Genomic DNA, 24,394 nt, shown 5'->3' with positions numbered 1-24,394 from the left:
GTGGAGGGCGACGCGCCGGGCCCGGCCGGGCGTCGTCCGGACGGACCGCCGTCTTTGCCGTTCCTTGGCGCATGTCCCCCCGTCAACGGGAATCACCCTGCGTGAGTATGGATGCACGGAAAGTGGGGGGCCATGAACAAGAAGTGGGTGAAGTTGTCCGCCCTGGCCTTCGCGGCCTGGTATGTGATCACCAGGCCCGACGGGGCGGCCGACCTGGTGTCGAACGCGATGGGCGGGCTCGGTCACGCGGCCGAGTCGCTGTCCACGTTCGTGAGCGCGATCCCCTGATCGCGTCCACGGAAATCTCACAGCCCCGTGCCCATCCCGGGCACGGGGCTGTTTCGTCGTCATGAACCGGACACCGCCGTCGATTCCGCCACGATTCATGGGTGTGGCCGATCTCATCGTCCAAGGGTGACCAGCAAGTAAGGCACGACTCGATCGTTGACCACGTACCTCTCGGGAGAGGAAAGCCTTACAGTCTCTTTGCGGGCAGATGCAGAGGGGCACATCTGACGTTGGGTCGGTGTGCCACTGCGCTACATGAGGGACGGCGACGGGATGAACAAGAAGCACCTTCGCTATGCGGCGATCGCCTTTGTCATCTTCTACCTGTGGACGGATCCACAGGCCGCGGCCGACGTGGTGAACAACACCATCGGCGCGCTGGGCGACGCCGGCGACTCGCTCTCGCAGTTCGTCAGCTCGATCGGGACCTGACGGGCCGGGCACGACGTCGCATCGGGCCCGCGTCGACGAGGACGTGGGCTTCCCACCTGGTGACCCCGATCTTCTAGGATCGGGGACCATGTCGGTACACGACGTGGAGATCCAGAGCCTGCGAGGCGGCCCCGCCGACCTCGCCCAGTACCGCGGCAAGGCCATGCTGGTGGTCAACGTCGCCTCGAGATGCGGGCTGACACCCCAGTACAAGGGGCTGGAGGAGCTGCACGAGCGCTACGCGCCGCGCGGCTTCACCGTCCTCGGGGTGCCCTGCAACCAGTTCATGGGCCAGGAGCCCGGCGGCGCCGACGAGATCGCCGAGTTCTGCTCGACGACCTACGGCGTCACCTTCCCGATGACCGAGAAGGTCGAGGTCAACGGGGAGGGCCGGCACCCCCTCTACCGGGGGCTGGTGGACACCGCCGACGCCTCCGGTCACTCCGGCGACATCCGGTGGAACTTCGAGAAGTTCCTCATCGCCCCGGACGGCACCGTGGCGGCGCGGTTCGCCCCCCAGACCGAGCCGGACACCGACGAGCTCGTCACGGCCGTCGAACGGGTGCTGCCCGCCTGACCCGGCGGCGGCCTCAAGGGAGCTGAGAGCCATGGGCGGCCGACGTGCGCCGGACATCCCCGACCTGACCGGGCGCCGCGCCGTCGTGACCGGCGCCAACAGCGGCATCGGCCTCCACACGGCGCTGGCGCTGGCCCGCGCCGGCGCGTCGGTCGTGCTGGCCTGCCGCAGCGCCGAACGCGGCGGCGCGGCCCTGGCCCGCATCCGGGCCACCGCCCCGGACGCCGACGTCGCCCTGGCCTCCCTCGACCTCGCCGACCTGTCCTCCGTACGGGCGTTCGCGAACGAGCACGGCGGGGACCCACTGGACATCCTGATCAACAACGCCGGCGTCATGGCCCTGCCCCGGCGCACCACCGCCGACGGCTTCGAGATGCAGTTCGGCACCAACCATCTCGGGCACTTCGCCCTCACCGGCCTGCTCCTACCCGCCCTGCTGGCCGCCCCGGCGCCCCGGGTCGTCACGGTGACGAGCCTGCTGGCCTGGGCGGGCCGCATCCACTTCGACGACCTGCAGGGCACCCGCCGCTACCGCCGCTGGCGGGCCTACAACCAGTCCAAGCTCGCCAACCTGCTATTCGCCAAGGAGCTCGACCGCCGAGTCTCCGGCCTGACCTCCACGGCGGCCCACCCCGGCTACGCCGCCACCAACCTCCAGACCACCGGCCCCCGCATGGCCGGCAGCCGCATCAACGAACGCCTCATGACCGCCGCCAACCGCGTCGTCGCCCAATCCGACGCCGCCGGCGCCCTGCCCTCCCTATACGCCGCCACCGCCCCGAACGTTCACGGCGGCGCCTGCTACGGACCGCGCGGCCCCTTCCAACAACGCGGCCTCCCCACCCGCGTCCGCACCAGCCCCACCGCCTCCGACCCCGACCTCGCCCGCCGCCTCTGGGACGTCTCCACCACCCTCACCGGTGTCGCCTACCCCTAGCCCCGCCTCCCCCCCGACCACGCCTTCGCCGGGAAGAGCCGGCGACGCACCCCTCGTGCCCCCTTCGTCGTGCGCGATGGGCGACCCGGGCGGCCGGAACGGCCCCCAGCGGAGCCATCGAGCAGGCATCGCGCCGGCGGCCTGACGGCCCCATCGGGCCATCGAGCAGGCATCGCCGGCGTGGGCGCGGTGGTGAAGCGGCGGCCTGGACGGCCCTCGACGGGCCCTTGTACAGACGTGGTCTCGGTCGTGGTGGACGCGGTGGTGACCTCGGCGGGCTGAACGGCCCCGGCGGAAGGAGCGGTGGGGCCGTTCAGCCGGCCCGGGTTATCTGCCGCGTCGGGTCACCACGTCGCGGGCCCGGTCCACCAGGCCGGTGGCCGGGGCGGACAGCCTGTTGAGCGGCGGGGTGTCGGGGGCGCTCGGGTGGGGACGGGTGGGCGCCATGCGTTCGGCGCGTTCGATCCGGCCGCCCAGGTCGGTGAGGGTGGCCTCGTCGCAGACGGCGGCCAGGCGGGGGAGGATGACACCCTCGCCGTCGGCCACGTGCTCGCGCACCTCGCGGGCCAGGCGGGCGAAGACCTCGCCGAAGTGGGGGTCGCCGGCCTCGATGCGCTCCAGTTCCTTCATGGTCCGTTCGGCGGCGGCCTGGTCGGCGATCGCCTTGTCGGCGATCCGGTCGCCTCCGGGCACCCATCGCCGCACCGCCGGGTAGAGGTACTCCTCCTCGGCGACCCCGTGGCGGACCACCTCGATGATCAGCTTGTCGACCAGCTCCCGCCGGAGGGCGGTCCGATCCGCCGGGATGGTGTCCCAGCGGTCGAGCATGGCCTCGATCTCCCGATGGTCGTGCGTCAGCACGCCGATCACGTCCGGGTGTCCGCCCTGCGCGGTCATCACCGACCCCCTTCCGCCGACGGCCGCGCCTTACCCCCCGTTCGCGGGGCCAAACGACCGGGTGCCGCGCATCCATCCGGTTCGCCGGGGTATGGCCCGGCGCGACCGCCCGTGACCTGAGGAGGTGGACCCTGTGGCAACGAAGCTGGTCGAGGAGCGCTCCCCGAACGGGGCGCTCAAGGACAGGCCGACCGCCGAACTGCTGAAGCGGCTGTCGGACCAGATCCGGGACCTGGCCCAGCAGGAGATCCGGCTGGCCCGTACCGAGCTGACCGAGAAGGGCAAGCGGGCCGGGCGAGGCGCGGGTCTGCTGGGCGGGGCCGCGGTCACCGCCCTGTACGGCGTGGGCGTCCTGCTCGCGGCGATCGTCCTGGCCCTCGCGCTGGTGATGCCGGGCTGGGCCGCGGCGCTCATCGTGGCGGCGGTCCTGCTGGCCGCGGCGGCGATCATGTCGATGATGGGACGCGCCCAGACGCGCAAGGCCGTCCCGCCCAAGCCGGAACGCGCCGTCGAGTCGATGAAGAAGGACGTTCAGGTCGTCAGGGAGAAGGCCCACCACCACTGACGTCCGGGCCGGCCGGCCGGGGGAGACCCCGGACGGCCTGGTCGGCGGCCGTGTCGGTGATCCGTTCCGAGGACTCCGGATCGCGACGGACGGCGTGCGCGGCGGCGTCGACGATGCCCTGCACCAGTTCGGCGCGGAGCACCGCGTCGGGCACCCCGGCCTCGGCGAACGCGCCGATCAGCGGCCGCAGCAGCCGGGCCTGACGCCGGCGGACGCGTTCCCGGGCGGGCGCGGTCAGGGCGTGCTCCACCAGGGCGACCGCCGCCGCGTGCCCGCCGTCGGTCATCGCGTCGAGTTGGACGCGGACGTACGCCTCGGTCGTGGCCGCCGGGCCCTCGACGGTGGTGACGGCGTCCTCCACGCGGGCGGCCCACCGGGGCAGCGCCTCCTCGACGACGGCGGCGACCAGGTCGTCCTTGGAACGGAAGTACTCGTACAGGCCGGGGCGGGACAGCCCCACCCGGCGGGCGAGGGCCGCCAACGTCAACGCCTGCGGTCCCTCCTCGGCCACCAACGCCCCGGCGGCGTCGAGCAGCGTCCGCACCTGCCGTTCGCGATGCTCGGCGACCGTGGGCGCACTGATCCTCGGCACCCTCCCATCGTACGTTCCCGGGGCCGCCAAGGCGCGGCCCCGCGCCGGCCCCTCGCTGGTCAGGGCCCCTGCTCGGGGTCCCAGTCGAATGTCGCCGGGAGCGCCCCCTCCAGGGTGAGCAGCCAGCGTTTGATCTCCACGCCGGACCCGCCGCTGTAGCCGCCGAGACCGTTGCCGGCCACGATCCGATGGCACGGCACGATCACCGGGATCGGGTTGGCCCCCATCACCTGGCCGATGGCCCGTGCCGGGACCCCGATCCCGCTGCGTTCGCCCAGCTCCCCGTACGTCAGCACCCGGCCGTACGGAACCGACGCGTACAGCGTGTCCAGCACCTGCCGCTGCACCCGCGACGTCAGCCGCCAGTCCACCGGCAGCCCGAACTCCCGCAGCCCGCCGGCGAAGTACCCCGCGAGCCCCTCCAACGCCGCCGCCGTCCGCACCGGGTCCTCCACCACCGGCAACCCGGCCCGCTCGGCGACCGCCCGCCGCGCCTCGGGGGAGTCGTGGAAATCGAGCGACACCACCCCGACCTCGGTCATCGCCACGAGCATCCGCCCGAGCGGCGTGCCCACGGCCCCGAACGCCACCGTCTCACCCACGACTCGGCACCCCCATCCCCACTCCCTCCGACTCCGAGACCGCACTCAACGTACGCCTGTGCCGTGGCCATGCCCCGGAAGATAGCGGGCGCCGCCGACATTCTTCGCGCCGGGACGTTCGCCTGTTGTTTCCCACAAGGGCGCCGGCGGGCGGCCGGAGCGTCGGACGGCACGGTCACGCTCTGCGCCGTGAGAGTCGCCATCGTGACCGAGTCGTTCCTCCCCCGTATCAACGGAGTCACCAACTCGGTGTGCCGGGTCGCCGAGCAGTTGGCCGCCCGACGTCACGAGGTGCTGATCGTCGCCCCCGAGCCCGGACCGGACCGTTACGCGGGTCAACCGGTGGAGCCGGTGCCGGGGTTCTGCCTGCCGTTCTACCGGTCGTTCACGGTCGGGGTGCCGACGGGGCGGGTGCGCGCGGCGCTGCGCGACTTCGCGCCCGACGTGGTGCATCTGGCCTCGCCGTTCGTGCTCGGCGCGGGCGGGCTGTCGGCGGCGCGGCGGATGGACGTGCCCGCCGTCGCCGTCTTCCAGACCGACATGGCCGGCTTCGCGCGCCGCTACCGGTGCGGCATGGCCACCCCGCTCATCTGGTCGTGGCTGCGCCACATCCACGGGCGCGCCGACCGTACCCTGGTGCCGTCCACTCCGGTGCTGGGCGAGCTGGAACGACGCGGGGTGCCGCGTCTGGCGTTGTGGGCCCGCGGAGTGGACCAGACGGCCTTCCACCCTCGGCACCGGTCGGAGGGCGTACGCGCACGCCTCGCCCCGGGGAACGAGGTGCTCATCGGGTACGTGGGGCGCCTCGCCGCGGAGAAGCGCCCGGAAATGCTCACCCGCCTGGTGGGCATCCCCGGCGCACGGCTGGTCGTCGTAGGCGACGGGCCGGAGGGCGAGCGCCTGCGGCGATTGCTGCCGGACGCGGTGTTCACCGGGTTCCGTACGGGTGGTGAGCTGTCGGAGCTGGTGGCCTCCTTGGACGTGTTCGTGCACACGGGTGCGGACGAGACCTTCTGTCAGGCCGTCCAAGAGGGGCTGGCCTCCGGCGTGCCCGTCGTGGCCCCCGCCGCGGGCGGCCCTCTGGACCTCGTCCGCCCCGGGCACAACGGGCTGCTTTTCGCCCCGGACGACGGTGGTGACCTCAGGGCGGCGGTCGAGGCCCTGGTGTCCGACCCCGCCATGCGGTGGCGGATGAGCCGCGAGGCGTTCCGCTCGGTCAGGGGGCGGGGCTGGGACGTCATCTGCGATGAGCTGCTCGGTCACTACGACGACGTCATGTACGGCGTGCCCGCCGGGCAGCAGGCCGCATGAGCGAGTTCGTGGTGTCGGTGCACGATGTGGCTCCTGCGACGTTCGGGGCGATCACCGAGTGGGTCGCCGAGTTGGACGCCCGGAACGTGCCGTGCACGCTCCTGGTGATCCCGGGCCCCTACGGAGACGGGCCCGGCATAGGGGAGGACCCCGACTTGGTCGCCTACCTGCACGAGGCGGCGGGCAAGGGCCACGAGCTGTCCCTGCACGGGTTCAGGCACGCGGGCGTCCCGGGGGGCGCTCCCTGGCGTCAGGCGGTGAACCAGGTGATGGCCCGGGGGGCGGGCGAATTCTGCTCGCTCACCAGGACGCATGCTTTCGCGCTGCTCCGGCAGGGCCTGGACGAACTCAGCCGTGTCGGCATCGATGTCGTGGGTTTCACCCCGCCGGGTTGGCTGGCCTCACCGGGCACCAGGCGGGCCTTGGGGGACCTTCACTTCGCCTACTGGACGAGCCACTTGGCCGTACACGACCTGAAGAAGGACCGCGCACGCCGTATGCCCGCGTTCTCGCATCGACCCGGGGGAGCGGGTGAGCGAACGGGCGCCGTCCTCATGATGCGGGGGGCCAGGACCCTCACCCGTCTCCACACGCCGTTCCGCATCGCGCTGCACCCGGCGGACCTGGCCCGGCCCGGCCTTCGGACGGCGGCGCTGGAGGCCATCGACGACGCGCTGGCCGCCGGGGCGAAGCCGACGACCTATGAGGCGCTGGTAGGCGGTGCTCGGTGAGGATCGTGCAACTCGCCAATCTCTACAGCCCCGTCTCCGGAGGGCTGCGCACGGCGGTCAACATGCTCGGACAGGGCTATGCGGCCGCCGGGCACGAACGGACCCTGGTGATCCCCGGCCGCGCCTACACCCGCCGGGAGACCGAGTCCGGAACCGTGGTGACCGTGCCCGGCCCTTCCGTGGCCCCCGGCTACAGGCTGGTCTTGGACCCCGGGCCCGTGCTGCGGGTGCTCTCCAGGCTCAAACCCGACGCAATCGAGGTCTCGGACAAAATCACGCTCACCGTGGCGGCACCGTGGGCCCGGCGGCATGGGGCGCGTTCGGTGCTGTTGTCCCACGAACGCCTGGACGCCATCCTCGCGCCGCGTACACCCGGGTGGTTCCCCTTGGAGGCAGCCGTGGACCGGTGGAACCGCAGGCTCGCCGGGGCGTTCGACGCCATCGTGGCCACATCGGCGTTCGCCGCCGACGAGTTCTTCCGGATCGGTGCCCCGGCCCTCTATCGGGTGCCCCTGGGCGTGGACCTGGCCACCTTCCGTCCCGTTCCCCGCGAGAAGGCCGGGACCGTACGCCTGGTGCATCTTGGGCGGCTCTCTAAGGAGAAGCACCCCGCGCTCGCCGTGGCCACGGTGCGGGAACTGTGCGCGCGGGGTGTGGACGTACGACTGGACATCGTGGGGGACGGGCCGCAGGCGGAAACGCTGCGAGCCGCCGCATCGGGGCTGCCGGTGCATTTTCACGGGCACGTCCCCGGTCGATCGGCCGTCGCGCGACTGCTGGCCGAGGCGGATGTGGCCCTGACCACGTGCCCTGTGGAGGCGTTCGGCCTGGCGGTCTTGGAGGCCCTGGCGTGCGGCACCCCGGTCGTCACGCCCGACCGGGGCGCGGCGCGCGAATTGGTCGTCCAGGGCGCGGGCGTCACCGCGCCCCCGACGCCGCAGGGATTCGCGGACGGCGTCCAAGAGGTGCTGCGCCTTCCGGAGGGCGCGCGGCGCGCGGCGGCCCGGGCGCACGCCGAGCGGTATCCGTGGCAGGCCACCGTGTCCGGAATGCTGGACGTGCTGGCCGGCGGTTCGCCGGGGGTGGGTCGGGGGCTGCCGGATGCGGCGGTACGCTCGTGACGTGCGACGGTTTCTCACTCCCGGTTGGCTGGGGCTGCACGCGCTCGCGGTGGCGCTGTGCAGTGCGTTCCTGGTGTTCGGGTGGTGGCAGCTCAGCCGGGCGCAGGAGGGCAACGACCGCAGTTGGGCGTACGTCTTCGAGTGGCCGATCTTCGCCGTCTTCGTGATCGTGATGTGGGTCAAGATGATCCGCGACGAGCTGAACGACGACGGCGTCCCCAAGCCGAAGCTCCCCCTCGAACCCGCCGAGCCGCCGGCCAAGGACGCGATCATCAAGCTGCACGAGGAGGACGACGAGGACCTGGCGGCCTACAACCGCTACCTCGCCCGCCTCAACGCCGAACCCCACCGGCGCGACTGACGCCGGACCCTTCCGGGCGCGGACCGACGTCGCGCCGTCCCCGCCCGTGAGTCGAGCCCGTGGCCCCCGGCCCGTGACATGAGGAGTGCACCGTGGAAGCGGCGATCAACCGGTACCGCATCCTGGCCGTCATCGTCGGCGTGATGCTGCTGATGGTCGTCTTCGTCGGCATGCCGATCCGCTACATCGGCGACAACCCGACCCCCTCCGGGATCATCTCGCCCGTGCACGGCGCCCTGTACGTCGTGTACCTCGGCTTCTCCTTCGACCTGTACCGCCGGGCCGGCTGGCCGGTCAAGCAGTTCATGATCATGGTGTCGGCCGGGCTGGTGCCGTTCCTGGCCTTCTTCGTCGAGCGCCGGATCGTCCGCGACGCCCGCGCCGTCGCGCGGGCCTGACTCCTCCCGGTGCTGGACGGCGGCCCCGCGCCGGCTTATCTTTGACTCGGTCAAAGATCTCTGAGGGGGTTCCGCCATGCCCGTCTCCGCCGGCGAGGTCGCCGTCGTCCGGGGCTTCAACCGCTTCTACACCGGGGTGATCGGCGTGCTCGGCGAGGGGCTGGTGCGCAGCCCGTACTCGCTCACCGAGGCCCGCGTCGTCTTCGAACTCGCCCAGCGCGAGTCCACCGAGGTGGTGGCCCTGCGCCGCGACCTCGGCCTGGACCCCGGCCACCTCAGCCGGATGCTGGCCCGCTTCGAGTCCGACGGCCTGGTCGTCCGGGAACGCTCCGCCGCCGACGCCCGCCGCCAGGTCGCCGCGCTCACCCCCGCCGGCCGGGACCTGTACGCCATGCTCGACCGACGATCCGCCGAAGACGTCGAGGCCCTGCTGGAGAAGCTGTCGGACGACGAACGCCGCCGGCTCCTCACCGCGATGCGCACCGTCGAGACCCTCCTGGGCGACGGCACTCCGTCCCCCGCCGGCCGGGCCGACTCCTGCGTCCTGCGCCCGCTGCGGCCCGGCGACCTCGGCTGGGTGGTGCAGCGCAACGGCGCGCTCTACGCCGAGGAGTACGGCTGGGACCAGACCTACGAGGCGCTGGTGGCCCGGATCGTCGCCGACTACGTGGACGGCCGCGACCCCTCCCGCGAGAACGCGTGGATCGCCGAGGTCGACGGCGAACCGGCCGGCTGCATCTTCTGCGTCCGCAAGGACGACCGGGTCGCGCAACTGAGGCTGCTGCTGGTCGAGCCCTCCGCCCGGGGCCTGGGCATCGGCACCCGCCTGGTGAACGAGTGCCTGGACTTCGCCGCCGACGCCGGCTACGCCGAGATGACCCTGTGGACCAACGACTGCCTCACCGCCGCCCGCCGTATCTACGAACGAACGGGCTTCACCCTGGTGGCCGAGGAACCGCACCACAGCTTCGGCCACACCCTCACCGGCCAGTCCTGGCAGCGCCCTTTGTGACCCCCTTGAGACGCATGCCGTCCCACGAAACAACCTGACGGTGCCCACGCCGCCCGTCCGTGGGGCGCCGCCCGCCGAGCACAGCGCTCAATGTACGAACCCGCCACCTCCACCTCATGCCGCCCCGGGCCCGCGTTGCCGGGACCCCCTCGCCCTTCAGCACCTGGCCGTTCACCACCGCATCCGAGGCCGCCGCACCCCACCCCGCGCCGCTCTGCACCGCCCGCCCTGCGATCTCCGCTGACGGCGCTGCTCTCCGGTCGCGTCACCGCAGGTCGCGGCCTCCCAACTCGTTGCCCGAAGCGCGTTGGGCGCTGAATGTGCGGCACTGGGATCGTGTTGTGTGTTCCGCGTCGCCTTGTCCGGGGTTGCCGTGACGGCCGTGCTTTGGGCCGCGGCACTGCCGGTGGCGGCTTCTGAGGTCGTTACCCGGATCGGGGGCGGGCGGTGCGGGGCGGTCGGCGTGGGCGCGCAGCGCGTTGGCGAGGTCGCGGACGGCGTCGCGCAGGCGGGGGCGGCGCGGCGCGGCGCGGCCACAGCAGCAGGTCCGGTCCGGCCGGTTCGCCCAGCGCGGCGGGCCCGTCGCGGCGGGCCAGGGGGTGGTCGGCGGCGACGGCGGCGACGAGATCGCACATAGGTTGTGCGGCACTCGGGTCGTGTTGCGTCGTCCGATTCGCGGCTACCCGGATGGCGGTGCCTTCGGTCGGGTCACTACAGGCGGTGCCCCGAGCATGTGCAGGATCGGGCTGCATCTGGATCGTGCGGCACCTGATCGTGTGGACCTGACTGGGGCCGGGAGAGGGTGGCGGCAGGGGAAACCCGCGGAGACGGGGTCTCCGCGGGTCAGGGGTCGCAACGGTCGAAGTGATCGCTCGAGGCGGCCGGGCCGGTGCGTTCCGGGCCGGTCCACCAGCGCCGTTCAAGGGCGCGTCCGGTCGGCTATGCGATCACCTCCCCTCGCGCTCGCGGGGACCGGGGCCCGCCCGGGTGCGCCGGGGCCGCCGACCGGGGACCGGGGTCGGTCCGCGCCCGCCGCTCCCGGATCCGGCGCGAAACCGGGCCGTCGGGCGGGCCGGCCGTTGGGCTCGGGGTGGCGTGCCGGGCCAGAGACGCCACCCCGAGGTCTGTGTCGCGGATCCGTCGGTCCGGCGGCGTCGCCGGACACGGAGCCGGTGGGGCCGGACGCCGGTGCCGCGGGGGCGTACGGCACCGGCGTCCGCTGATCGCCGGCCGCCCGCGGGAGACCGCGCGGGCGACCAGGGCGCGTGGATCGCGAACCGGTCCGGGACGGCCGAGGATCCGAGGTGTGTCGCCGGCCGACGCCTGCACCACGACCGCCGTGCACTGGGGGTGACCGACGCGACGCGCGCGTCGGGCCGGCGTGCGGTGCGGGGGAGCGTCGGGCCGCGAACATCCTCGGCCGTCCGGACCTGGTCTGGTGGAGGGGTCTCGGCGGGGCGCCCGCCGCACCGCGGGCGCCTGCACCACGCCCCCGGTCGTGTCGTGCGCCCCATCCGGCCCTCCTCGGTCAGGGCACGGAGCGGGGCGTCTTTGCCGCCCCGAGACCTCTCCATCACCCTGCGTCGTCGTCTCGTTGCTGTAGGTACCCGGGGGTCATGGGTCCGTAAACGCAGGTCAACGAAGATTCGTGGAACTCTCCGAGAGTGCCGTTCGCAGGTCAGCGGGGTCCGCATCGGCTTTGCGGTGGTTCGTCACGACGCCTGCGCCGCGTTCCGCCCACCCGAACGGCACCGGCGGACGCGCCGAAATCCGCGCCCGCTCCGCGGAGTCCGCGTGACGGGACGATGAGGACGGGGTCGCAGTGATCGCCTTCGGCGTCGCGGGCCGGGCGGTCGGTGGAGCACCGGCGCGCGGGCACGAGATGATCGCGCTCGGGCCGGTGGCCGTCCCTACCGGGATCACCATGGCCGCCGACCGTCGTCCCGTGGCTCCCGCAGCGGCACGAGTTACCTGGTGTCGATGTCCGCGATGAAGCGGAACGCCCGACCGGCGCGCGGCACCGCTGGCCCGCCGCCGGTCTCGACAGCCGGTCACTCGGCTCCCCGTTCGGGAGCACCGGAGATCCGGACTTGCCCGTTCCAGGTGCTGTCTGCTCCTGCCAGGCGCGTGAGGCTGAGGGAACACCGTCGGCCGACTTTGTTCAGGGCTTACGTCGCGGTTTCGGTGGGGTGGTCGTCCGGCCGGTCCAGGTTCCAGGTGTTGGGCAGCGGCGCGTCGCAGAGTGCGCAGACGTAGTGCTCGTCCTTGACGATGTTGCGTTCGCGGCACCGGGGGCAGCGGCGGAAGGTGATCGGATGGGTGAACGCGGGCGGGTGGTCGAGGCCCGCGCGGTCGAGGGCGGCCTGAACCGCCGGCCAGGTCGTCACGTCGGGGCAGTAGCCGGTCGACTGGTTGCTGATCTCGCAGACCGTCCAGCGGCCGGTGGCCGGGGTGAAGGTGATCTCGCCTGCGCCGAGCACGGGTTCGCCGCCCGCGCAGGCGACGTGTTCGCTGCGTTGCGGGGCCAGGAGCAGGGTTTCGTTCAGGTCGATGACGAAGGTGAACGGTTCGTCCGGGCGCTGCTCGGTGCGCCCCGTCAACCAGGCGGCGAGGTCGTCGTGCGAGGTGATCGGGTGCTCGCGGCGGTCGGGGTGGACCTGGCCGCGGATCTCGGCCGGGCCGACGTAGCGGTGCGCCGGTGCGCCGGGCGCGTCGGCGCGGTCTTCGCTCACGTGATCAATCTAGGCGAACGCCGTCGGACGGCCTTGCGTCTCGTCTCGCCGATGGGGGCGGATGCCCGGCGGGCGGCAATGTGCCTTGGGGCGGGCCGTCTCGGCCGTTCACCTCCACCTTGCGGAGTCGGTCACCGCGGACTCTCGGTGGGGGCGCCTCGAGGAGGGTACTCGTCGGACCGATGAGTTTCGGGGGGCCCGCTTGTCCAACCTCTCGACAGCCGCCGGAGCTGACCATGGAGGAATGATGAGCAAGTTTCGCGCCGACATCTCGATCTCGGTCGACGGGTACGTGGCAGGGCCCGACCAGAGCCTGGAGAACCCGCTCGGCGAGGGCGGGGAGGGGCTGCACGGCTGGGTGGTCCCGCTCGACGCGTGGCGACGGGCGCACGGCGAGGAGGGCGGCGAGGTCAACGCCAGCACGCAGGTCATGGAGGAGAGGCAGGCCAACGTCGGCGCCGGGATCATGGGACGCAACATGTTCTTCGGCGGCGGTCGCACCGGGCCGTGGGACGAGTCGTGGACGGGTTGGTGGGGGGAGGAACCGCCGTTCCACGTCCCGACGTTCGTGCTCACCCACCATCCGCGCGAGCCGCTGACCCTCTCGGACACCACGTATTACTTCGTCACCGACGGGATCGAGTCGGCCCACGAGCAGGCGCGCGAGGCGGCCGGGGGCGGGGACGTCATGATCCACGGCGGCGCCCAGACGATCGACCAGTTCCTGGCGGCCGGGCTGCTCGACGAACTCGAGCTGCACGTGGTGCCGGTCATCCTCGGCGGCGGGGCGCGCCTGCTGAACGACCTGTCGCCGCAGATCGGCCTGGAGCAGGTGCGGGCGATCGAGGCGCCGGGCGTGACGCACGTGAAGTACCGCGTGGTGAGGTGACGGCCAGGGCGTCGGGCCCACCGCGAGTACCGGGCGGACACCGGACACCGCACCTCCGGGTGGGTGATCGCTGAGAGCGAACGTGGGAGTGGAAACAAACGGCTGCTCCGTTTTCTTGAGTGTGGATGACTCAACTTACGGTTGAGTGCCCCCGAGCGATGGAGAGCTGGTCATGAGCGAGACCCTGACGCTGCCGGTGCTGCCCCTGGACGACGAGGTCGTGCTCCCCGGGATGGTCGTGCCGCTGGATCTGTCGGACGGTGAGGTGCGGGCCGCCGTGGAGGCGGCGCGGGCCGTCGAGCGGACGCGGGGGCCGGGCATCCGGTCGGCGGGCAAGCCCCGGGTGCTGCTGGTGCCGCGGGTGGACGGGCGGTACGCCGCCGTGGGCACCCTCGGAGTGATCGAGCAGGAGGGCCGGCTGCCCGGCGGCGGGCCCGGCGCGGTGGTGCGCGGTGTGGCGCGCGTTCGGATCGGGACCGGGACCACCGGGCCGGGGGCCGCCCTGTGGGTGGAGGGCGCGCAGGTCGCCGTCCCGGCGGCCGGGGCGCGGGCCGAGGAGCTGGCCAAGGAGTACAAGGGCCTGGTGAGCGCCATCCTCCAGCAGCGCGGCGCCTGGCAGGTGGTGGACGTCGTCCAGCAGATCGACGACCCGTCGGCGCTGGCCGACAACGCCGGCTACGCCCCGTACCTGTCCACCGAGCAGAAGGTGGAGGTGCTGGAGACCCCGGACGTGGTCGAGCGGTTGGAGCTGGTGATCGGCTGGGCGCGCGACCACCTGGCCGAGGTGGACGTGGCCGAGACCATCCGCAAGGACGTTCAGGAGGGGATGGAGAAGCAGCAGCGGGAGTTCCTGCTGCGGCAGCAGTTGGCCGCCGTCCGCAAGGAGCTGGCGGAGCTGAACGGCGACCCGGCCGACGAGGAGGACGACTACCGGGCGCGCATCGAGGCCGCCGATCTCCCCGAGAAGGTCCGCGAGGCCGCGCTCAAGGAGGTCGACAAGCTGGAGCGGGCGTCCGACGCCTCCCCGGAGAGCGGCTGGATCCGCACCTGGCTGGACACCGTCCTGGACATCCCGTGGAACGAGCGCACCGAGGACGCGTACGACATCGCGGGCGCGCGGGCGATCCTGGACGCCGACCACGCGGGCCTGGACGACGTCAAGGAGCGGATCATCGAGTACCTGGCCGTCCGCAAGCGGCGCACCGACCGGGGCCTCGGGGTCGTGGGCGGACGGCGTTCGGGGGCCGTGCTCGCGCTGACCGGGCCTCCCGGGGTCGGCAAGACGTCCCTCGGCGAGTCCGTGGCCCGCGCCATGGGCCGAAAGTTCGTGCGGGTCGCGCTCGGCGGCGTCCGGGACGAGGCGGAGATCCGCGGCCACCGGCGCACCTACGTCGGCGCGCTGCCCGGCCGGATCGTGCGGGCGATCCGCGAGTCCGGCTCGATGAACCCGGTCGTGCTGCTGGACGAGATCGACAAGGTGGGCGCGGACTACCGGGGCGACCCGACCGCCGCGCTGCTGGAGGTGCTGGACCCGGCGCAGAACCACACGTTCCGGGACCACTACCTGGAGGTGGAGCTCGACCTGTCGGACGTGCTGTTCCTCGCGACCGCGAACGTGCTGGAGTCCATCCCCGGACCGCTGCTGGACCGCATGGAGCTGGTGGAGCTCGACGGCTACACCGAGGACGAGAAGATCACCATCGCCCGCGACCACCTGCTGCCCCGCCAACTGGAGAAGGCGGGCCTGGAGCCGAACGAGGCGACGTTCGACGAGGCGGCGCTGCGGCTGCTGGCGGGCGAGTACACCCGCGAGGCCGGGGTCCGCTCGTTGGAGCGGGCGATCGCCCGGGTGCTGCGGAAGGTCACCGCGAACGTGGCGTTGGAGACGTCCGCGCTGCCCGTCGAGATCGGCGCCGCCGACCTGAAGGAGTACCTGGGCCGACCCCGGTTCACGCCGGAGATCGCGCTCGGCGAGTCCGAGCGGCGCACCGGCGTGCCCGGTGTGGCGACCGGCCTGGCGGTGACCGGAACGGGCGGTGACGTCCTCTACATCGAGGCGTCGCTGGCCGACCCGGAGACCGGCGACACGGGCGTGACGCTGACGGGCCAGCTCGGCGACGTGATGAAGGAGTCGGCGCGGATCGCGCTGAGCTACCTCCGGTCGCGGGGCGCCGAGCTGGAGCTGCCGGTCGGCGACCTGAAGGACCGCGGCGTCCACGTCCACGTGCCGGCCGGGGCGGTGCCCAAGGACGGTCCGAGCGCGGGTGTCACGATGACCACGGCGCTGGCGTCGCTGCTCTCGGGACGGCTCGTCCGCTCCGACGTGGCGATGACCGGGGAGGTCTCCCTCACGGGCCGGGTCCTGCCCATCGGCGGCGTCAAGCAGAAGCTGCTGGCCGCCCACCGCGCCGGGATCACCACCGTCCTCATCCCGAAGCGGAACGAGCCCGACCTGGACGACGTCCCGGCCGACGTCCTGGAGCAGCTCACGGTGTTCGCGGTGAGCGACGTCCGGGAGGTCCTGGAACTGGCCCTCGAACCGGCCACCCAGGCCGTCGTCGCGGCCTGATCCTCCGGCGGAAAGGACACAGGGCCCCTCGCCCACCCCAGGCGAGGGGCCCTGCTCCGTTCCACCCCACTGTGGGACGTACGGGGGATCCACCGTGTTCCTGACGGCGGGTGATCGTCGATGTGGCGTCCGCCACGTCGGGCCGCCCGGTGCGGCGCGACGACCGCCGGCTCAGTCGGCGCCGCGCACGAGACGGGAGATCCATCGACCCGCCACCAGGTACGCCAGGACGACCCCGGCGGTGTTGAGGATCACGTCGTCCACGTCGAACGCCCGACCCAGGACCACGGCGCCCTGCACGGTCTCGATCGCCAGCGACAGCAGGGCGCCGATCAGCGCCAGCCGCAGCGGCCCGCGCAGCCGGGTGAAGACCACGGGCAGCAGCACGCCCAGCGGGGCCAGTAGGGCGAGGTTGCCGCCGAGTTGGCGGAGCGCGTCCGGGCCGGGGCGGTCGAGGTAGAAGCGCAGCGAGTCGCCGGGGTCGGTGTTGCCGCCGGCCTGGCCGTTGTCCTCGACGGGGCTCAGGGTCAGACGCGCCGCGTAGTACGAGAAGACGCCGAGCACGCCGAGCGCGATCAGCACTCCGAGCGCTCGGAGCACGAGAACGATCCCGTGCCGGAGGGGGCTGCGGTCGTGGGGGGCGGTCGTGGGGGGTTCGGCCGACGCGAGCACGCTCTGCTCCCTGTTCTGGAGTTGGTGTTACGGAGGCGCTGTGCCCCCGCGGAGCGCGACTATGCGGGCGGTCGCCGGCGCCTCAGCGCTCCACGAGCGTGAGGGTGAAGGAATAACGGGTGGCCCGGTAAACGTGACTGCCGTACTCGACCGCCGAGCCCTTGTCGTCGAACGCCGTACGGGTCATGGTGAGCAGCGGCGTGCCCCGGTGCTCGTCCAGGAACCTGGCCTCGGCCGAGGTGGCCGGACGCGCGCCGATGGTCTGGTGGGCGATCCGCAGGTTGATCCCGGCGGCCCGCAGCGTCGCGTACAGGCCGTTGTCGGCCAGGGCCTCGGGTGTCAGCTCCAGCAGCCCCGCCGGCAGGTGGTTGGTCATCAGGGCGAGCGGCTCGTCCCCGGTCAGGCGCAGCCGCCGCAGCCGCAGGACGTCGGCTCCGGGCTGCAGCGCCAGCTCCCGGGCGACGTCCTCGTCGGCGGGAACGCGGGTGCACTCCAGGACCTCGGTGCGGGGCTCCTGCCCGGCCGCCGCCAGGTCGTCGTAGAGGCTGGTCAGCTCGATGGGCCGGCGCACCTGGGGCTGCACCACCTGCGTGCCGACGCCGCGCTTGCGCACCAGCAGGCCCATGTCGACCAGGTGCGCGATGGCCTGCCGCACGGTCGGGCGCGACAGCCCCCAGCGCTCGGCCAGCGCGACCTCGTTGGCCAGCCGGGATCCCGGGGGGAGCGTGCCGTCGCGGATGGCGGCCTCCAGTTGCTGGGACACCTGGAAGTACAGCGGAACAGGGCTGTTGCGATCCACCCTGACCTGGGCGTCCCCCACCTGGCCCCCCTCTCCTGGTCGATTACGGACAAGTCATTATCTCATGATGTCAGGACAAATGTTTGACAGTCGTGGAACGGTCCACGAGACTCGGGCCATTCCCACCGCAAGGCCGCAACGTCGGGGGACGCACCGGACGGAGGACGTTCATGAGGATCGGGCTGGCAGGAGCGGGACGCATAGGGGCGCGCCACGCGGAGACCCTGCGGACCCTGCCCGGAGTCGACGCGCTGGTCCTGGCCGACGCCGACCCGGAACGCGCCCGCGCCCTCGGCGCCCTGCTGTCCGCCCGCTCCGGCGTCGCCGGTGCGGCGAGTGGGACGACGGGCGCTGCCGCCGGCGCGGCGGGCCGAGGCGAGGGCTCGCCCGACACCCCGAGGGATGCGAGCCGCCGAGGGGGCGTGGCCGGGGGCGCGAGCACCGGTGGCGTCGGGACCGCCGCGGGCCGCGCCAGGGGCGCGGCCGGGGCCGAGGGCGCGGGCGGCGTCGCGAGGGCGGCCGGCCGCCCTGTGGGCGCGGCGGGCGGTGCGGAGATCGTGGTGGAGGAGGCGGTGGACGCCCTGTTCGCCCCGGGTGCCGGGTTGGACGGGCTGGTCGTGGCCGCCGCCACGGACGCGCACGCGGACCTGGTGGTGCGGGCGGTCCGGGCCGGGATGCCGGTGTTCTGTGAGAAGCCCCTCGCCGGCGACCTTTCTGGAACGGTCCAAGTGCTGGCGGCCATCGGGGACGCGCCCGTTCAGGTCGGCTTCCAGCGACGGTTCGACGCCGGGCACCGGGCCGTGCGGGAGGCGGTGGCCTCCGGCCGGCTGGGCTGGATCCACACGCTGCGGTCCTGCACGTTCGACCCCGCGCCGCCGCCCCGGGAGTACGTGCCCGGCTCCGGCGGGCTGTTCCGCGACTGCGGGGTCCACGACTACGACGCGATCCGCTACGTCACCGGACGCGAGGTGCTCCAGGTGATGGCCGTGGGGGCCAACAGGGGCGACGCCTACTTCGGTGAGTTCGGGGACGTGGACACCGCCACGGCCCTGCTCGTGCTGGACGACGGCACCGTCGCCACCGCGTCCGCCTCCCGCTACAACGCCGCCGGTTACGACGTCCGGCTGGAGGTCTTCGGCTCCAAGGACGGGGTCGTCGCCGGCCTCGACGAGCACACCCCCCTCACCCCCGTGGGCGCTCCCGGTCCCGCCGCCCCGTACAGCGGCTTCCTGGAGCGCTTCGCCGACGCCTACGACGCCGAGTTGGCCGCCTTCGTCGAGCTGGCGGCGGGGCGGCGGGACAACCCGTGCCCGCCCGCGCAGGCCCTGGAGGCGTTCCTCGTGGCGGAGGCGTGCGACCTGTCCCGCCGAAGGGGCGGGCCGGTGACGATCGCCGAGGTCCGTGAGCGCGCGGGGATCCGGTGAGTCGGGGGTCTCGCGGCGGGGCACGTCCCGTCGGGGGCGGTCCGGGGGATGCGAAGACGGTGGGAGGCCGATGAGCGCGGGAAGGCGTGCGTGGCCGCGAACGAGGGAGGGTCTGTGGGGTCGTTGATGGAGAGGGTGTCCGGGGCGCCGATCTCGTGGGGTGTGTGCGAGGTGCCCGGGTGGGGGCACTGGATGTCGATGACCCGGGTGCTCGGGGAGATGCGGGACCTGGGGCTGCACGCCACGGAGTTGGGGCCCGAGGGGTTCCTCCCGGTGGATCCCCGGCGGCGCGCCCGGCTGTTGGGCGAGTACGGGCTCGTGCTGGCGGGCGGGTTCGTCCCCGTGGTGCTCCATGACCCCGACCGTGATCCGCTGCCGGAGGTCGCGGCGGCGTTGGACGCGCTGGGGGAGGGCACGCCGCTCGTGCTCGCCGCCGCGACGGGCCTGGACGGGTACGACGAGCGCCCCGACCTGGAGACCAAGCACTGGGTGACGCTGCTGGCCAACCTCGACGCCGTCGCGGGGCTCGCGGCGTCGCGCGGTCACGTGGCCGCCCTGCACCCGCACGTGGGCACGGTCGTGCAGACGCGGATCGAGGTCGAACGCGTGCTGGACGGCTCGGACGTCCCGTTGTGCCTGGACACGGGCCACATGTACATCGGCGGCGTCGACCTGCAGTCCCTGGTGCGGACGGTGCCGGACCGGGTGGCGCACGTCCACCTCAAGGACGTCGACTCGGTGCTCGCCCATCAGGTGCGCGAGGGCTCCCTGGCGTACACCGAGGGCGTGCGGCAGGGCATGTACCGACCCCTGGGCGAGGGGCACATCGACATCGCCGGGATGGTCGCCGTCCTGGAGGAGTCCGGCTACGAGGGCTGGTACGTGATGGAGCAGGACACCATCATCGACGCGGAGCCCCCGGCGGGGACGGGCCCGGTCGAAGATGTGCGCACGGGCCTGCGGCTGCTGCGCGAGGTGGCCGATGGCGCCCGATGATCTGATCACCATGGGCCGGGTCAGCGTGGACATCTACCCGCAGCAGATCGGCGTGGGGTTGGAGGACGTCGAGACGTTCGGCAAATACCTCGGCGGCAGCCCCACCAACGTGGCGGTGGCCGCCGCCCGGTACGGTCGGCGCGCGGCGGTGATCACGAGGACGGGGGCGGACCCTTTCGGCCGGTACATCAGGCGGGCGCTGCGCGAGTACGGGGTCGACGACCGGTTCGTGTCCGAGGTGCCGGGGCTGCCGACGCCGCTGGCGTTCTGCGAGATCCATCCGCCCGACGACTTCCCGCTGTACTTCTACCGGTACCCGAAGGCCCCGGACATGGAGATCCGCCCGGAGGAGCTGGACCTGGCGGCGATCGGGGCGGCGCGGATCCTGTGGGTCACGCTGACCGGTCTGTCGGAGCAGCCCAGCAGGGACGCGACGCTCGCGGCGCTGGCCTCCCGTAAGGGCGGCGTCACCGTGATCGACCTGGACTACCGGCCGATGTTCTGGGACTCCCCGGAGGAGGCCCGCCATTGGGCGGGCGAGGCGCTGCGGTACGCGACCGTCGCCGTCGGCAACCTCGACGAGTGCGAGGTGGCGGTGGGCGAGCGGGACCCGCACCGGGCCGCCGCCGCGCTGCGGGAACGCGGCGTCGAACTGGCCGTCGTCAAGCAGGGTCCCAAGGGTGTGCTGGCCGTGACCGCCGACGAGGTCGCCGAGGTCCCGCCGGTGGAGGTCGAGGTGGTCAACGGGCTGGGCGCCGGCGACGCGTTCGGCGGCGCGCTGTGCCACGGCCTGCTCGCCGGCTGGGACCTGGAACGGACCGTGCGGTTCGCCAACGCGGCGGGCGCGATCGTCGCGTCCGAGCTGGCCTGCTCGCCCGCCATGCCCACCACCGCACAGGTGGAACGACTGCTCGGAAGGGACCACTAGTGTTCGCGCGCCGATTCGAGGAGCTGACCGAGCTCCGCGTCACCCGCCCGGAGGCGGTCGCCGAGGCCGCCGCGCGGCGGGAACGCCGGGAGCGCCCGGTCGGTCCCGGCGGCCGGTTGATGATCGTGGCGGCCGACCACCCGGCCCGCGGGTCGCTGGGCGCCGGGGACGCCCCGCTGGCCATGGCCGACCGCCGCGAGCTGCTGGAACGGCTGTGCGCCGCGCTGGCGCGGCCCGGTGTCGACGGGGTGCTGGGCACGCCGGACGTCATCGACGACCTGCTGCTGCTCGACGCTCTCGACGGCAAGATCGTGATCGGCTCGATGAACCGGGGCGGGCTGGCGGGCGCCTCGTTCGAGATCGACGACCGGTTCACCGCCTACGACGCGGCCTCGATCGCGGCGGCCGGCCTGGACGGCGGCAAGATGCTGCTGCGGCTGGACGACGCCGACCCGGCCACCGCCCGCACGCTGGAGGCGTGCGCGCACGCCGTGTCGGAGCTGGCGGCGGCCCGGCGGATGGCGATGGTCGAGCCGTTCTGCAGTCATCGGGCGGGGCCGGGTGGGCGGGTGCGCAACCTCCTCACGCCGGAGGCGATGATCCGGGCGGTGTCGATCGCCTCCGGGCTGGGCAACACCTCGGCGTACACCTGGCTCAAGGTGCCCGTGGTCCCCGACATGGAGCGGGTGATGGCGGCCTCGTCGCTGCCCGCCCTGCTCCTCGGCGGGGAGCTGCGGGTCGACAGCGCGCTGCCCGCCTGGCAGAAGGCGCTGTCGCTGCCGTCGGTGCGCGGTCTCGTCGTCGGCCGCGCCCTGCTGTACCCGCCCGACGACGACGTGGCCGCCGCCGTCGACGCCGCCGTGGAGCTGCTGTGACCGTGATCACCCCCGAGAGCGCCGGGTGGGCGTACTCCGGACTGCGGGTCTGGGACCTCGCGCCGGGGGAGGACCGGACGCTGGACACCGGCGACGACGAGCTGCTGGTGCTGCCGCTGTCGGGTTCGTGCTCCGTCACGGTGGACGGCGAGACGTTCCGGGTGGCGGGTCGCGAGAGCGTGTTCTCCCGGGTGAGCGACTTCGTGTACGCCCCCAGGGACGCCCGGGTCACGGTCACGTCGGCGGGCGGCGGTCGGTTCGCGCTCCCGTCGGCGCGGTGCGAGAACCGGCTGAGCGCCCGGTACGGTCCGGCCGAGGACGTGCCGGTGGAGTTGCGCGGCGCGGGGCAGGCCGGCCGTCAGGTCAACAACTTCTGCACCCCGGAGGCGTTCCCGTACGCCGACAGGCTGATCGCGTGCGAGGTGCTGACCCCGGCGGGCAACTGGTCGTCGTACCCGCCGCACAAGCACGACGAGGAACGCCCGGGGGAGTGCGTCCTGGAGGAGATCTACTACTTCGAGATCGGGGACGGCCCGAACGGCCCGGGGATGGGTTACCAGCGGGTCTACGGCACCACCGACGTCTTGAAGGAGGTCCGTTCCGGCGACACCGTGCTCATCCCGCACGGCTGGCACGGGCCCTCGATGGCGGCCCCCGGTTACGACATGTACTACCTGAACGTGATGGCGGGCCCGGCCCCCGAGCGGGCGTGGCTGATCTGTGACGACCCTGCGCACGCGTGGGTGCGTTCCACCTGGGCGGGTCAGCCCATGGACGCGAGGCTCCCCATGACGTCGGCCGAGGGCGTGGAGGGAAGGCGATGAGGCTCACCGTAGGGCAGGCGATCGTCCGGTTCCTGGCGGCGCAGTGGTCGGAGCGGGACGGCGTGGAGCAGCGGTTCTTCGCCGGATGCTTCGGCATCTTCGGGCACGGCAACGTGGCGGGTGTCGGACAGGCGCTCCAGGAGTACGGCGACGATCTGCGGTACCACCAGGCGCGCAACGAGCAGGCGATGGTGCACGCGGCGGTCGGATACGCGCGGGCGCACGACCGGCTGCGCGCGTTCGCCTGCACCACCTCGATCGGGCCCGGCGCCACCAACATGGTGACAGGGGCGGCGCTGGCCACCGTCAACCGCATCCCGGTGCTGCTGCTGCCCGGCGACGTCTTCGCCACCCGGGTGGCGAACCCGGTGCTCCAGGAGCTGGAGGATCCCCGCTCGTACGACGTGTCGGTCAACGACTGCTTCAAGCCGGTGTCGCGGTTCTGGGACCGGATCAACCGGCCCGAGCAGCTCCCGTCGGCGCTGCTGGCCGCGATGCGGGTGCTGACCGACCCGGCCGAGACCGGCGCGGTCACGCTGGCGCTGCCGCAGGACGTGCAGGCCGAGTCGTACGACTGGCCGGACGAGCTGTTCGCCCGGCGGGTGTGGCACGTGGGCCGTCCGGTGCCCGAGCCCGCCGCACTGGCACGGGCCGCCGAGCTGATCCGCTCGGCCGAGCGGCCCCTGATCGTCGCCGGGGGAGGGGTGATCTACTCGGGCGCGAGCGAGGAGCTGGCCGCGTTCGCCGAGGCGACCGGCGTGCCGGTGGGCGAGACCCAGGCGGGCAAGGGCGCGCTGCACTGGGAGCACCCCTCGGCGGTCGGGGCGATCGGCGCGACGGGCACCACCGCCGCCAACACGCTCGCCCGCGACGCCGACGTGGTGATCGGCGTCGGGACCCGCTACACCGACTTCACGACCGCCTCGCGCAGCGCGTTCGCCCGTGACGGCGTCCGGTTCGTCAACCTGAACGTCGCCGCGTTCGACGCCGCCAAGCACGCGGGCGAGATGCTCGTCGCCGACGCGCGGGCCGGGCTCGCCGCGCTGCGGGGGGCGCTGGACGGCTGGTCGGTGCCGGACTCCTACCGCGAGGAGACCGCCGCGCTGACCGCCCGATGGAACGCGGCCGTCGACCACGCCCATCACCTCGGGCACGGCCCCCTGCCGTCCCAGCCGGAGATCATCGGTGTGGTGAACGAGGAGGCCGGGCCCCGCGACGTGGTGGTGTGCGCCGCCGGGTCCATGCCCGGCGACCTGCACAGACTGTGGCGGCCGAGCGACCCCAAGGGCTACCACGTCGAGTACGGCTTCTCCTGCATGGGCTACGAGATCGCCGGGGGCCTCGGGGTCAAGATGGCCCAGCCGGATCGCGAGGTGTTCGTCCTCGTCGGCGACGGGTCGTACCTGATGATGGCGCAGGAGCTGGTGACCGCCGTCCAGGAGGGTGTGAAGCTCGTCGTCGTCCTGGTGCAGAACCACGGCTTCGCCTCGATCGGCAACCTTTCGGAGTCGGTGGGCGCGGAGCGGTTCGGCACCCGCTACCGGTACCGCACCGGGTCGGGCCTCGACGGCGACGTCCTGCCCGTGGACCTGGCCGCGAACGCCGCCAGCCTCGGCGCCGACGTGCTGCGCGCGGCCACCGTGGACGAGTTCCGCGACGCGCTCCGCAAGGCGAAGGCCGCCGACCGCACCACCGTCGTCCACGTGGAGACCGACCCCACGGTGGGGCCCCCGGACGGGGACGCCTGGTGGGACGTGCCCGTCGCGGAGGTGTCCGGGCGGCGGCCGGTGCGCGAGGCCCGCGCCCGCTACGTCGAGGACAAGCGGAAGCAGCGCCACCACCTGTGAGGACTGTGAGGACGG

At 73.0% G+C, this 24,394-nt stretch carries 25 protein-coding genes; 19 read left to right on the top strand and 6 right to left on the bottom strand.

The window, feature by feature from the left end:
- Window positions 1-132 precede the first annotated feature (132 nt).
- The 4 genes from DFJ69_RS34045 to DFJ69_RS02530 all read left to right on the top strand — a co-directional run bounded on the left by DFJ69_RS34045 (window position 133) and on the right by DFJ69_RS02530 (window position 2,234).
- Entirely contained in the window at window positions 133-288 is a 156-nt protein-coding gene (locus DFJ69_RS34045) for a hypothetical protein (RefSeq protein ID WP_170177515.1), read from the top strand.
- A gap of 273 nt (window positions 289-561) precedes the next feature.
- Window positions 562-720 (top strand): hypothetical protein, encoded by a 159-nt coding sequence (locus DFJ69_RS34040; RefSeq protein WP_170177514.1) that lies wholly within the window; start codon window positions 562-564, stop codon window positions 718-720.
- Between the two features lie 88 nt (window positions 721-808).
- Window positions 809-1,297: a glutathione peroxidase gene (locus DFJ69_RS02535; protein ID WP_116020982.1), complete on the top strand. Its 489-nt coding sequence runs from the start codon at window positions 809-811 to the stop codon at window positions 1,295-1,297.
- Between the two features lie 31 nt (window positions 1,298-1,328).
- Complete coding sequence (locus DFJ69_RS02530) at window positions 1,329-2,234, top strand: oxidoreductase (protein WP_116020981.1); 906 nt, start codon at window positions 1,329-1,331, stop codon at window positions 2,232-2,234.
- A 327-nt stretch (window positions 2,235-2,561) separates the two neighbouring features.
- Here the strand turns inward: DFJ69_RS02530 and DFJ69_RS02525 are convergent, their stop codons facing one another.
- The gene (locus DFJ69_RS02525) at window positions 2,562-3,131 is read right to left on the bottom strand and encodes a hemerythrin domain-containing protein (protein ID WP_116020980.1); all 570 of its coding nucleotides are present in this window, start codon (window positions 3,129-3,131) and stop codon (window positions 2,562-2,564) included.
- Between the two features lie 133 nt (window positions 3,132-3,264).
- Here DFJ69_RS02525 and DFJ69_RS02520 point away from each other — a divergent pair, with 133 nt between their 5' ends.
- Window positions 3,265-3,696 carry a phage holin family protein gene (locus DFJ69_RS02520; protein WP_116020979.1) on the top strand — a complete coding sequence of 144 codons (432 nt, stop codon included), beginning with the start codon at window positions 3,265-3,267 and terminating at the stop codon, window positions 3,694-3,696.
- Here the strand turns inward: DFJ69_RS02520 and DFJ69_RS02515 are convergent.
- Window positions 3,671-4,288, bottom strand: coding sequence for a TetR/AcrR family transcriptional regulator (locus DFJ69_RS02515; RefSeq protein ID WP_116020978.1), 618 nt, complete (start codon window positions 4,286-4,288; stop codon window positions 3,671-3,673). The genes DFJ69_RS02520 and DFJ69_RS02515 overlap by 26 nt on opposite strands.
- Before the next feature lie 59 nt (window positions 4,289-4,347).
- Window positions 4,348-4,890 (bottom strand): methylated-DNA--[protein]-cysteine S-methyltransferase, encoded by a 543-nt coding sequence (locus DFJ69_RS02510; protein ID WP_245973952.1) that lies wholly within the window; start codon window positions 4,888-4,890, stop codon window positions 4,348-4,350.
- 189 nt (window positions 4,891-5,079) lie between these two features.
- Here DFJ69_RS02510 and DFJ69_RS02505 point away from each other — a divergent pair, with 189 nt between their 5' ends.
- The 6 genes from DFJ69_RS02505 to DFJ69_RS02480 all read left to right on the top strand — a co-directional run bounded on the left by DFJ69_RS02505 (window position 5,080) and on the right by DFJ69_RS02480 (window position 9,824).
- Window positions 5,080-6,201, top strand: a complete 1,122-nt coding sequence (locus DFJ69_RS02505; protein WP_211328489.1) for a glycosyltransferase family 4 protein — start codon at window positions 5,080-5,082, stop codon at window positions 6,199-6,201.
- Complete coding sequence (locus tag DFJ69_RS02500) at window positions 6,198-6,932, top strand: DUF2334 domain-containing protein (protein ID WP_116020976.1); 735 nt, start codon at window positions 6,198-6,200, stop codon at window positions 6,930-6,932. The genes DFJ69_RS02505 and DFJ69_RS02500 overlap by 4 nt, the downstream gene beginning before the upstream one ends.
- Entirely contained in the window at window positions 6,929-8,053 is a 1,125-nt protein-coding gene (locus DFJ69_RS02495) for a glycosyltransferase (RefSeq protein WP_116020975.1), read from the top strand. Before DFJ69_RS02500 ends, DFJ69_RS02495 begins: the two co-directional genes overlap by 4 nt.
- Before the next feature lies 1 nt (window position 8,054).
- The gene (locus DFJ69_RS02490; RefSeq protein ID WP_245973950.1) at window positions 8,055-8,414 is read left to right on the top strand and encodes a hypothetical protein; all 360 of its coding nucleotides are present in this window, start codon (window positions 8,055-8,057) and stop codon (window positions 8,412-8,414) included.
- A gap of 92 nt (window positions 8,415-8,506) precedes the next feature.
- Window positions 8,507-8,812, top strand: coding sequence for a DUF3817 domain-containing protein (locus DFJ69_RS02485; protein ID WP_116020973.1), 306 nt, complete (start codon window positions 8,507-8,509; stop codon window positions 8,810-8,812).
- A gap of 76 nt (window positions 8,813-8,888) precedes the next feature.
- Window positions 8,889-9,824 (top strand): bifunctional helix-turn-helix transcriptional regulator/GNAT family N-acetyltransferase, encoded by a 936-nt coding sequence (locus DFJ69_RS02480; RefSeq protein ID WP_116020972.1) that lies wholly within the window; start codon window positions 8,889-8,891, stop codon window positions 9,822-9,824.
- Window positions 9,825-11,992: 2,168 nt separating this feature from the next.
- Here the strand turns inward: DFJ69_RS02480 and DFJ69_RS02475 are convergent.
- Window positions 11,993-12,556, bottom strand: coding sequence for a hypothetical protein (locus DFJ69_RS02475; protein WP_116020971.1), 564 nt, complete (start codon window positions 12,554-12,556; stop codon window positions 11,993-11,995).
- Window positions 12,557-12,803: 247 nt separating this feature from the next.
- On the opposite strand from DFJ69_RS02475, the gene DFJ69_RS02470 reads away from it, so the two are divergent.
- Entirely contained in the window at window positions 12,804-13,445 is a 642-nt protein-coding gene (locus DFJ69_RS02470) for a dihydrofolate reductase family protein (RefSeq protein ID WP_116020970.1), read from the top strand.
- A 172-nt stretch (window positions 13,446-13,617) separates the two neighbouring features.
- Complete coding sequence (gene lon / locus DFJ69_RS02465; protein ID WP_116020969.1) at window positions 13,618-16,014, top strand: endopeptidase La; 2,397 nt, start codon at window positions 13,618-13,620, stop codon at window positions 16,012-16,014.
- A gap of 171 nt (window positions 16,015-16,185) precedes the next feature.
- Here lon and DFJ69_RS02460 read toward each other — a convergent pair whose 3' ends face one another.
- Complete coding sequence (locus tag DFJ69_RS02460; protein WP_116020968.1) at window positions 16,186-16,686, bottom strand: VanZ family protein; 501 nt, start codon at window positions 16,684-16,686, stop codon at window positions 16,186-16,188.
- A gap of 82 nt (window positions 16,687-16,768) precedes the next feature.
- A complete protein-coding gene (locus DFJ69_RS02455) occupies window positions 16,769-17,506 on the bottom strand; it encodes a GntR family transcriptional regulator (RefSeq protein WP_116020967.1) in 738 nt (245 codons plus the stop codon).
- Between the two features lie 149 nt (window positions 17,507-17,655).
- Here DFJ69_RS02455 and DFJ69_RS02450 point away from each other — a divergent pair, with 149 nt between their 5' ends.
- From DFJ69_RS02450 to iolD, 6 genes are all read left to right on the top strand, one after another.
- On the top strand, window positions 17,656-18,909 hold the full coding sequence (locus DFJ69_RS02450) for a Gfo/Idh/MocA family protein (RefSeq protein WP_245973948.1): 1,254 nt from the start codon (window positions 17,656-17,658) through the stop codon (window positions 18,907-18,909).
- Between the two features lie 126 nt (window positions 18,910-19,035).
- Window positions 19,036-19,905, top strand: coding sequence for a TIM barrel protein (locus tag DFJ69_RS02445; RefSeq protein WP_116020966.1), 870 nt, complete (start codon window positions 19,036-19,038; stop codon window positions 19,903-19,905).
- Window positions 19,892-20,833 (top strand): 5-dehydro-2-deoxygluconokinase, encoded by a 942-nt coding sequence (gene iolC, locus DFJ69_RS02440; protein WP_116020965.1) that lies wholly within the window; start codon window positions 19,892-19,894, stop codon window positions 20,831-20,833. Before DFJ69_RS02445 ends, iolC begins: the two co-directional genes overlap by 14 nt.
- Window positions 20,833-21,708, top strand: a complete 876-nt coding sequence (locus tag DFJ69_RS02435; RefSeq protein WP_116020964.1) for a Cgl0159 family (beta/alpha)8-fold protein — start codon at window positions 20,833-20,835, stop codon at window positions 21,706-21,708. Before iolC ends, DFJ69_RS02435 begins: the two co-directional genes overlap by 1 nt.
- Window positions 21,705-22,532, top strand: coding sequence for a 5-deoxy-glucuronate isomerase (gene iolB, locus DFJ69_RS02430; RefSeq protein WP_245973946.1), 828 nt, complete (start codon window positions 21,705-21,707; stop codon window positions 22,530-22,532). Before DFJ69_RS02435 ends, iolB begins: the two co-directional genes overlap by 4 nt.
- Window positions 22,529-24,379 (top strand): 3D-(3,5/4)-trihydroxycyclohexane-1,2-dione acylhydrolase (decyclizing), encoded by a 1,851-nt coding sequence (gene iolD, locus DFJ69_RS02425; protein ID WP_116020963.1) that lies wholly within the window; start codon window positions 22,529-22,531, stop codon window positions 24,377-24,379. Before iolB ends, iolD begins: the two co-directional genes overlap by 4 nt.
- Window positions 24,380-24,394: the final 15 nt, after the last annotated feature.

This window comes from Thermomonospora umbrina (assembly GCF_003386555.1).
GTDB lineage: Bacteria > Actinomycetota > Actinomycetes > Streptosporangiales > Streptosporangiaceae > Thermomonospora > Thermomonospora umbrina.
The sequence above is the reverse complement of the archived record's forward strand: the minus strand, read 5'-3'. Positions and strand labels throughout refer to the sequence as shown.

Bases quoted from the DNA above. Each gene is read 5' to 3' on its own strand.
- DFJ69_RS02535 (WP_116020982.1), top strand. From the start codon at position 809: ATGTCGGTACACGACGTGGAGATCCAGAGCCTGCGAGGCGGCCCCGCC.
- DFJ69_RS02500 (WP_116020976.1), top strand. From the start codon at position 6,198: ATGAGCGAGTTCGTGGTGTCGGTGCACGATGTGGCTCCTGCGACGTTC.
- DFJ69_RS02445 (WP_116020966.1), top strand. From the start codon at position 19,036: ATGGAGAGGGTGTCCGGGGCGCCGATCTCGTGGGGTGTGTGCGAGGTG.
- DFJ69_RS02530 (WP_116020981.1), top strand. From the start codon at position 1,329: ATGGGCGGCCGACGTGCGCCGGACATCCCCGACCTGACCGGGCGCCGC.
- DFJ69_RS34040 (WP_170177514.1), top strand. From the start codon at position 562: ATGAACAAGAAGCACCTTCGCTATGCGGCGATCGCCTTTGTCATCTTC.
- lon (WP_116020969.1), top strand. From the start codon at position 13,618: ATGAGCGAGACCCTGACGCTGCCGGTGCTGCCCCTGGACGACGAGGTC.
- iolD (WP_116020963.1), top strand. From the start codon at position 22,529: ATGAGGCTCACCGTAGGGCAGGCGATCGTCCGGTTCCTGGCGGCGCAG.
- DFJ69_RS02450 (WP_245973948.1), top strand. From the start codon at position 17,656: ATGAGGATCGGGCTGGCAGGAGCGGGACGCATAGGGGCGCGCCACGCG.
- DFJ69_RS34045 (WP_170177515.1), top strand. From the start codon at position 133: ATGAACAAGAAGTGGGTGAAGTTGTCCGCCCTGGCCTTCGCGGCCTGG.
- DFJ69_RS02470 (WP_116020970.1), top strand. From the start codon at position 12,804: ATGAGCAAGTTTCGCGCCGACATCTCGATCTCGGTCGACGGGTACGTG.
- DFJ69_RS02525 (WP_116020980.1), bottom strand. From the start codon at position 3,131: ATGACCGCGCAGGGCGGACACCCGGACGTGATCGGCGTGCTGACGCAC.
- DFJ69_RS02480 (WP_116020972.1), top strand. From the start codon at position 8,889: ATGCCCGTCTCCGCCGGCGAGGTCGCCGTCGTCCGGGGCTTCAACCGC.
- iolC (WP_116020965.1), top strand. From the start codon at position 19,892: ATGGCGCCCGATGATCTGATCACCATGGGCCGGGTCAGCGTGGACATC.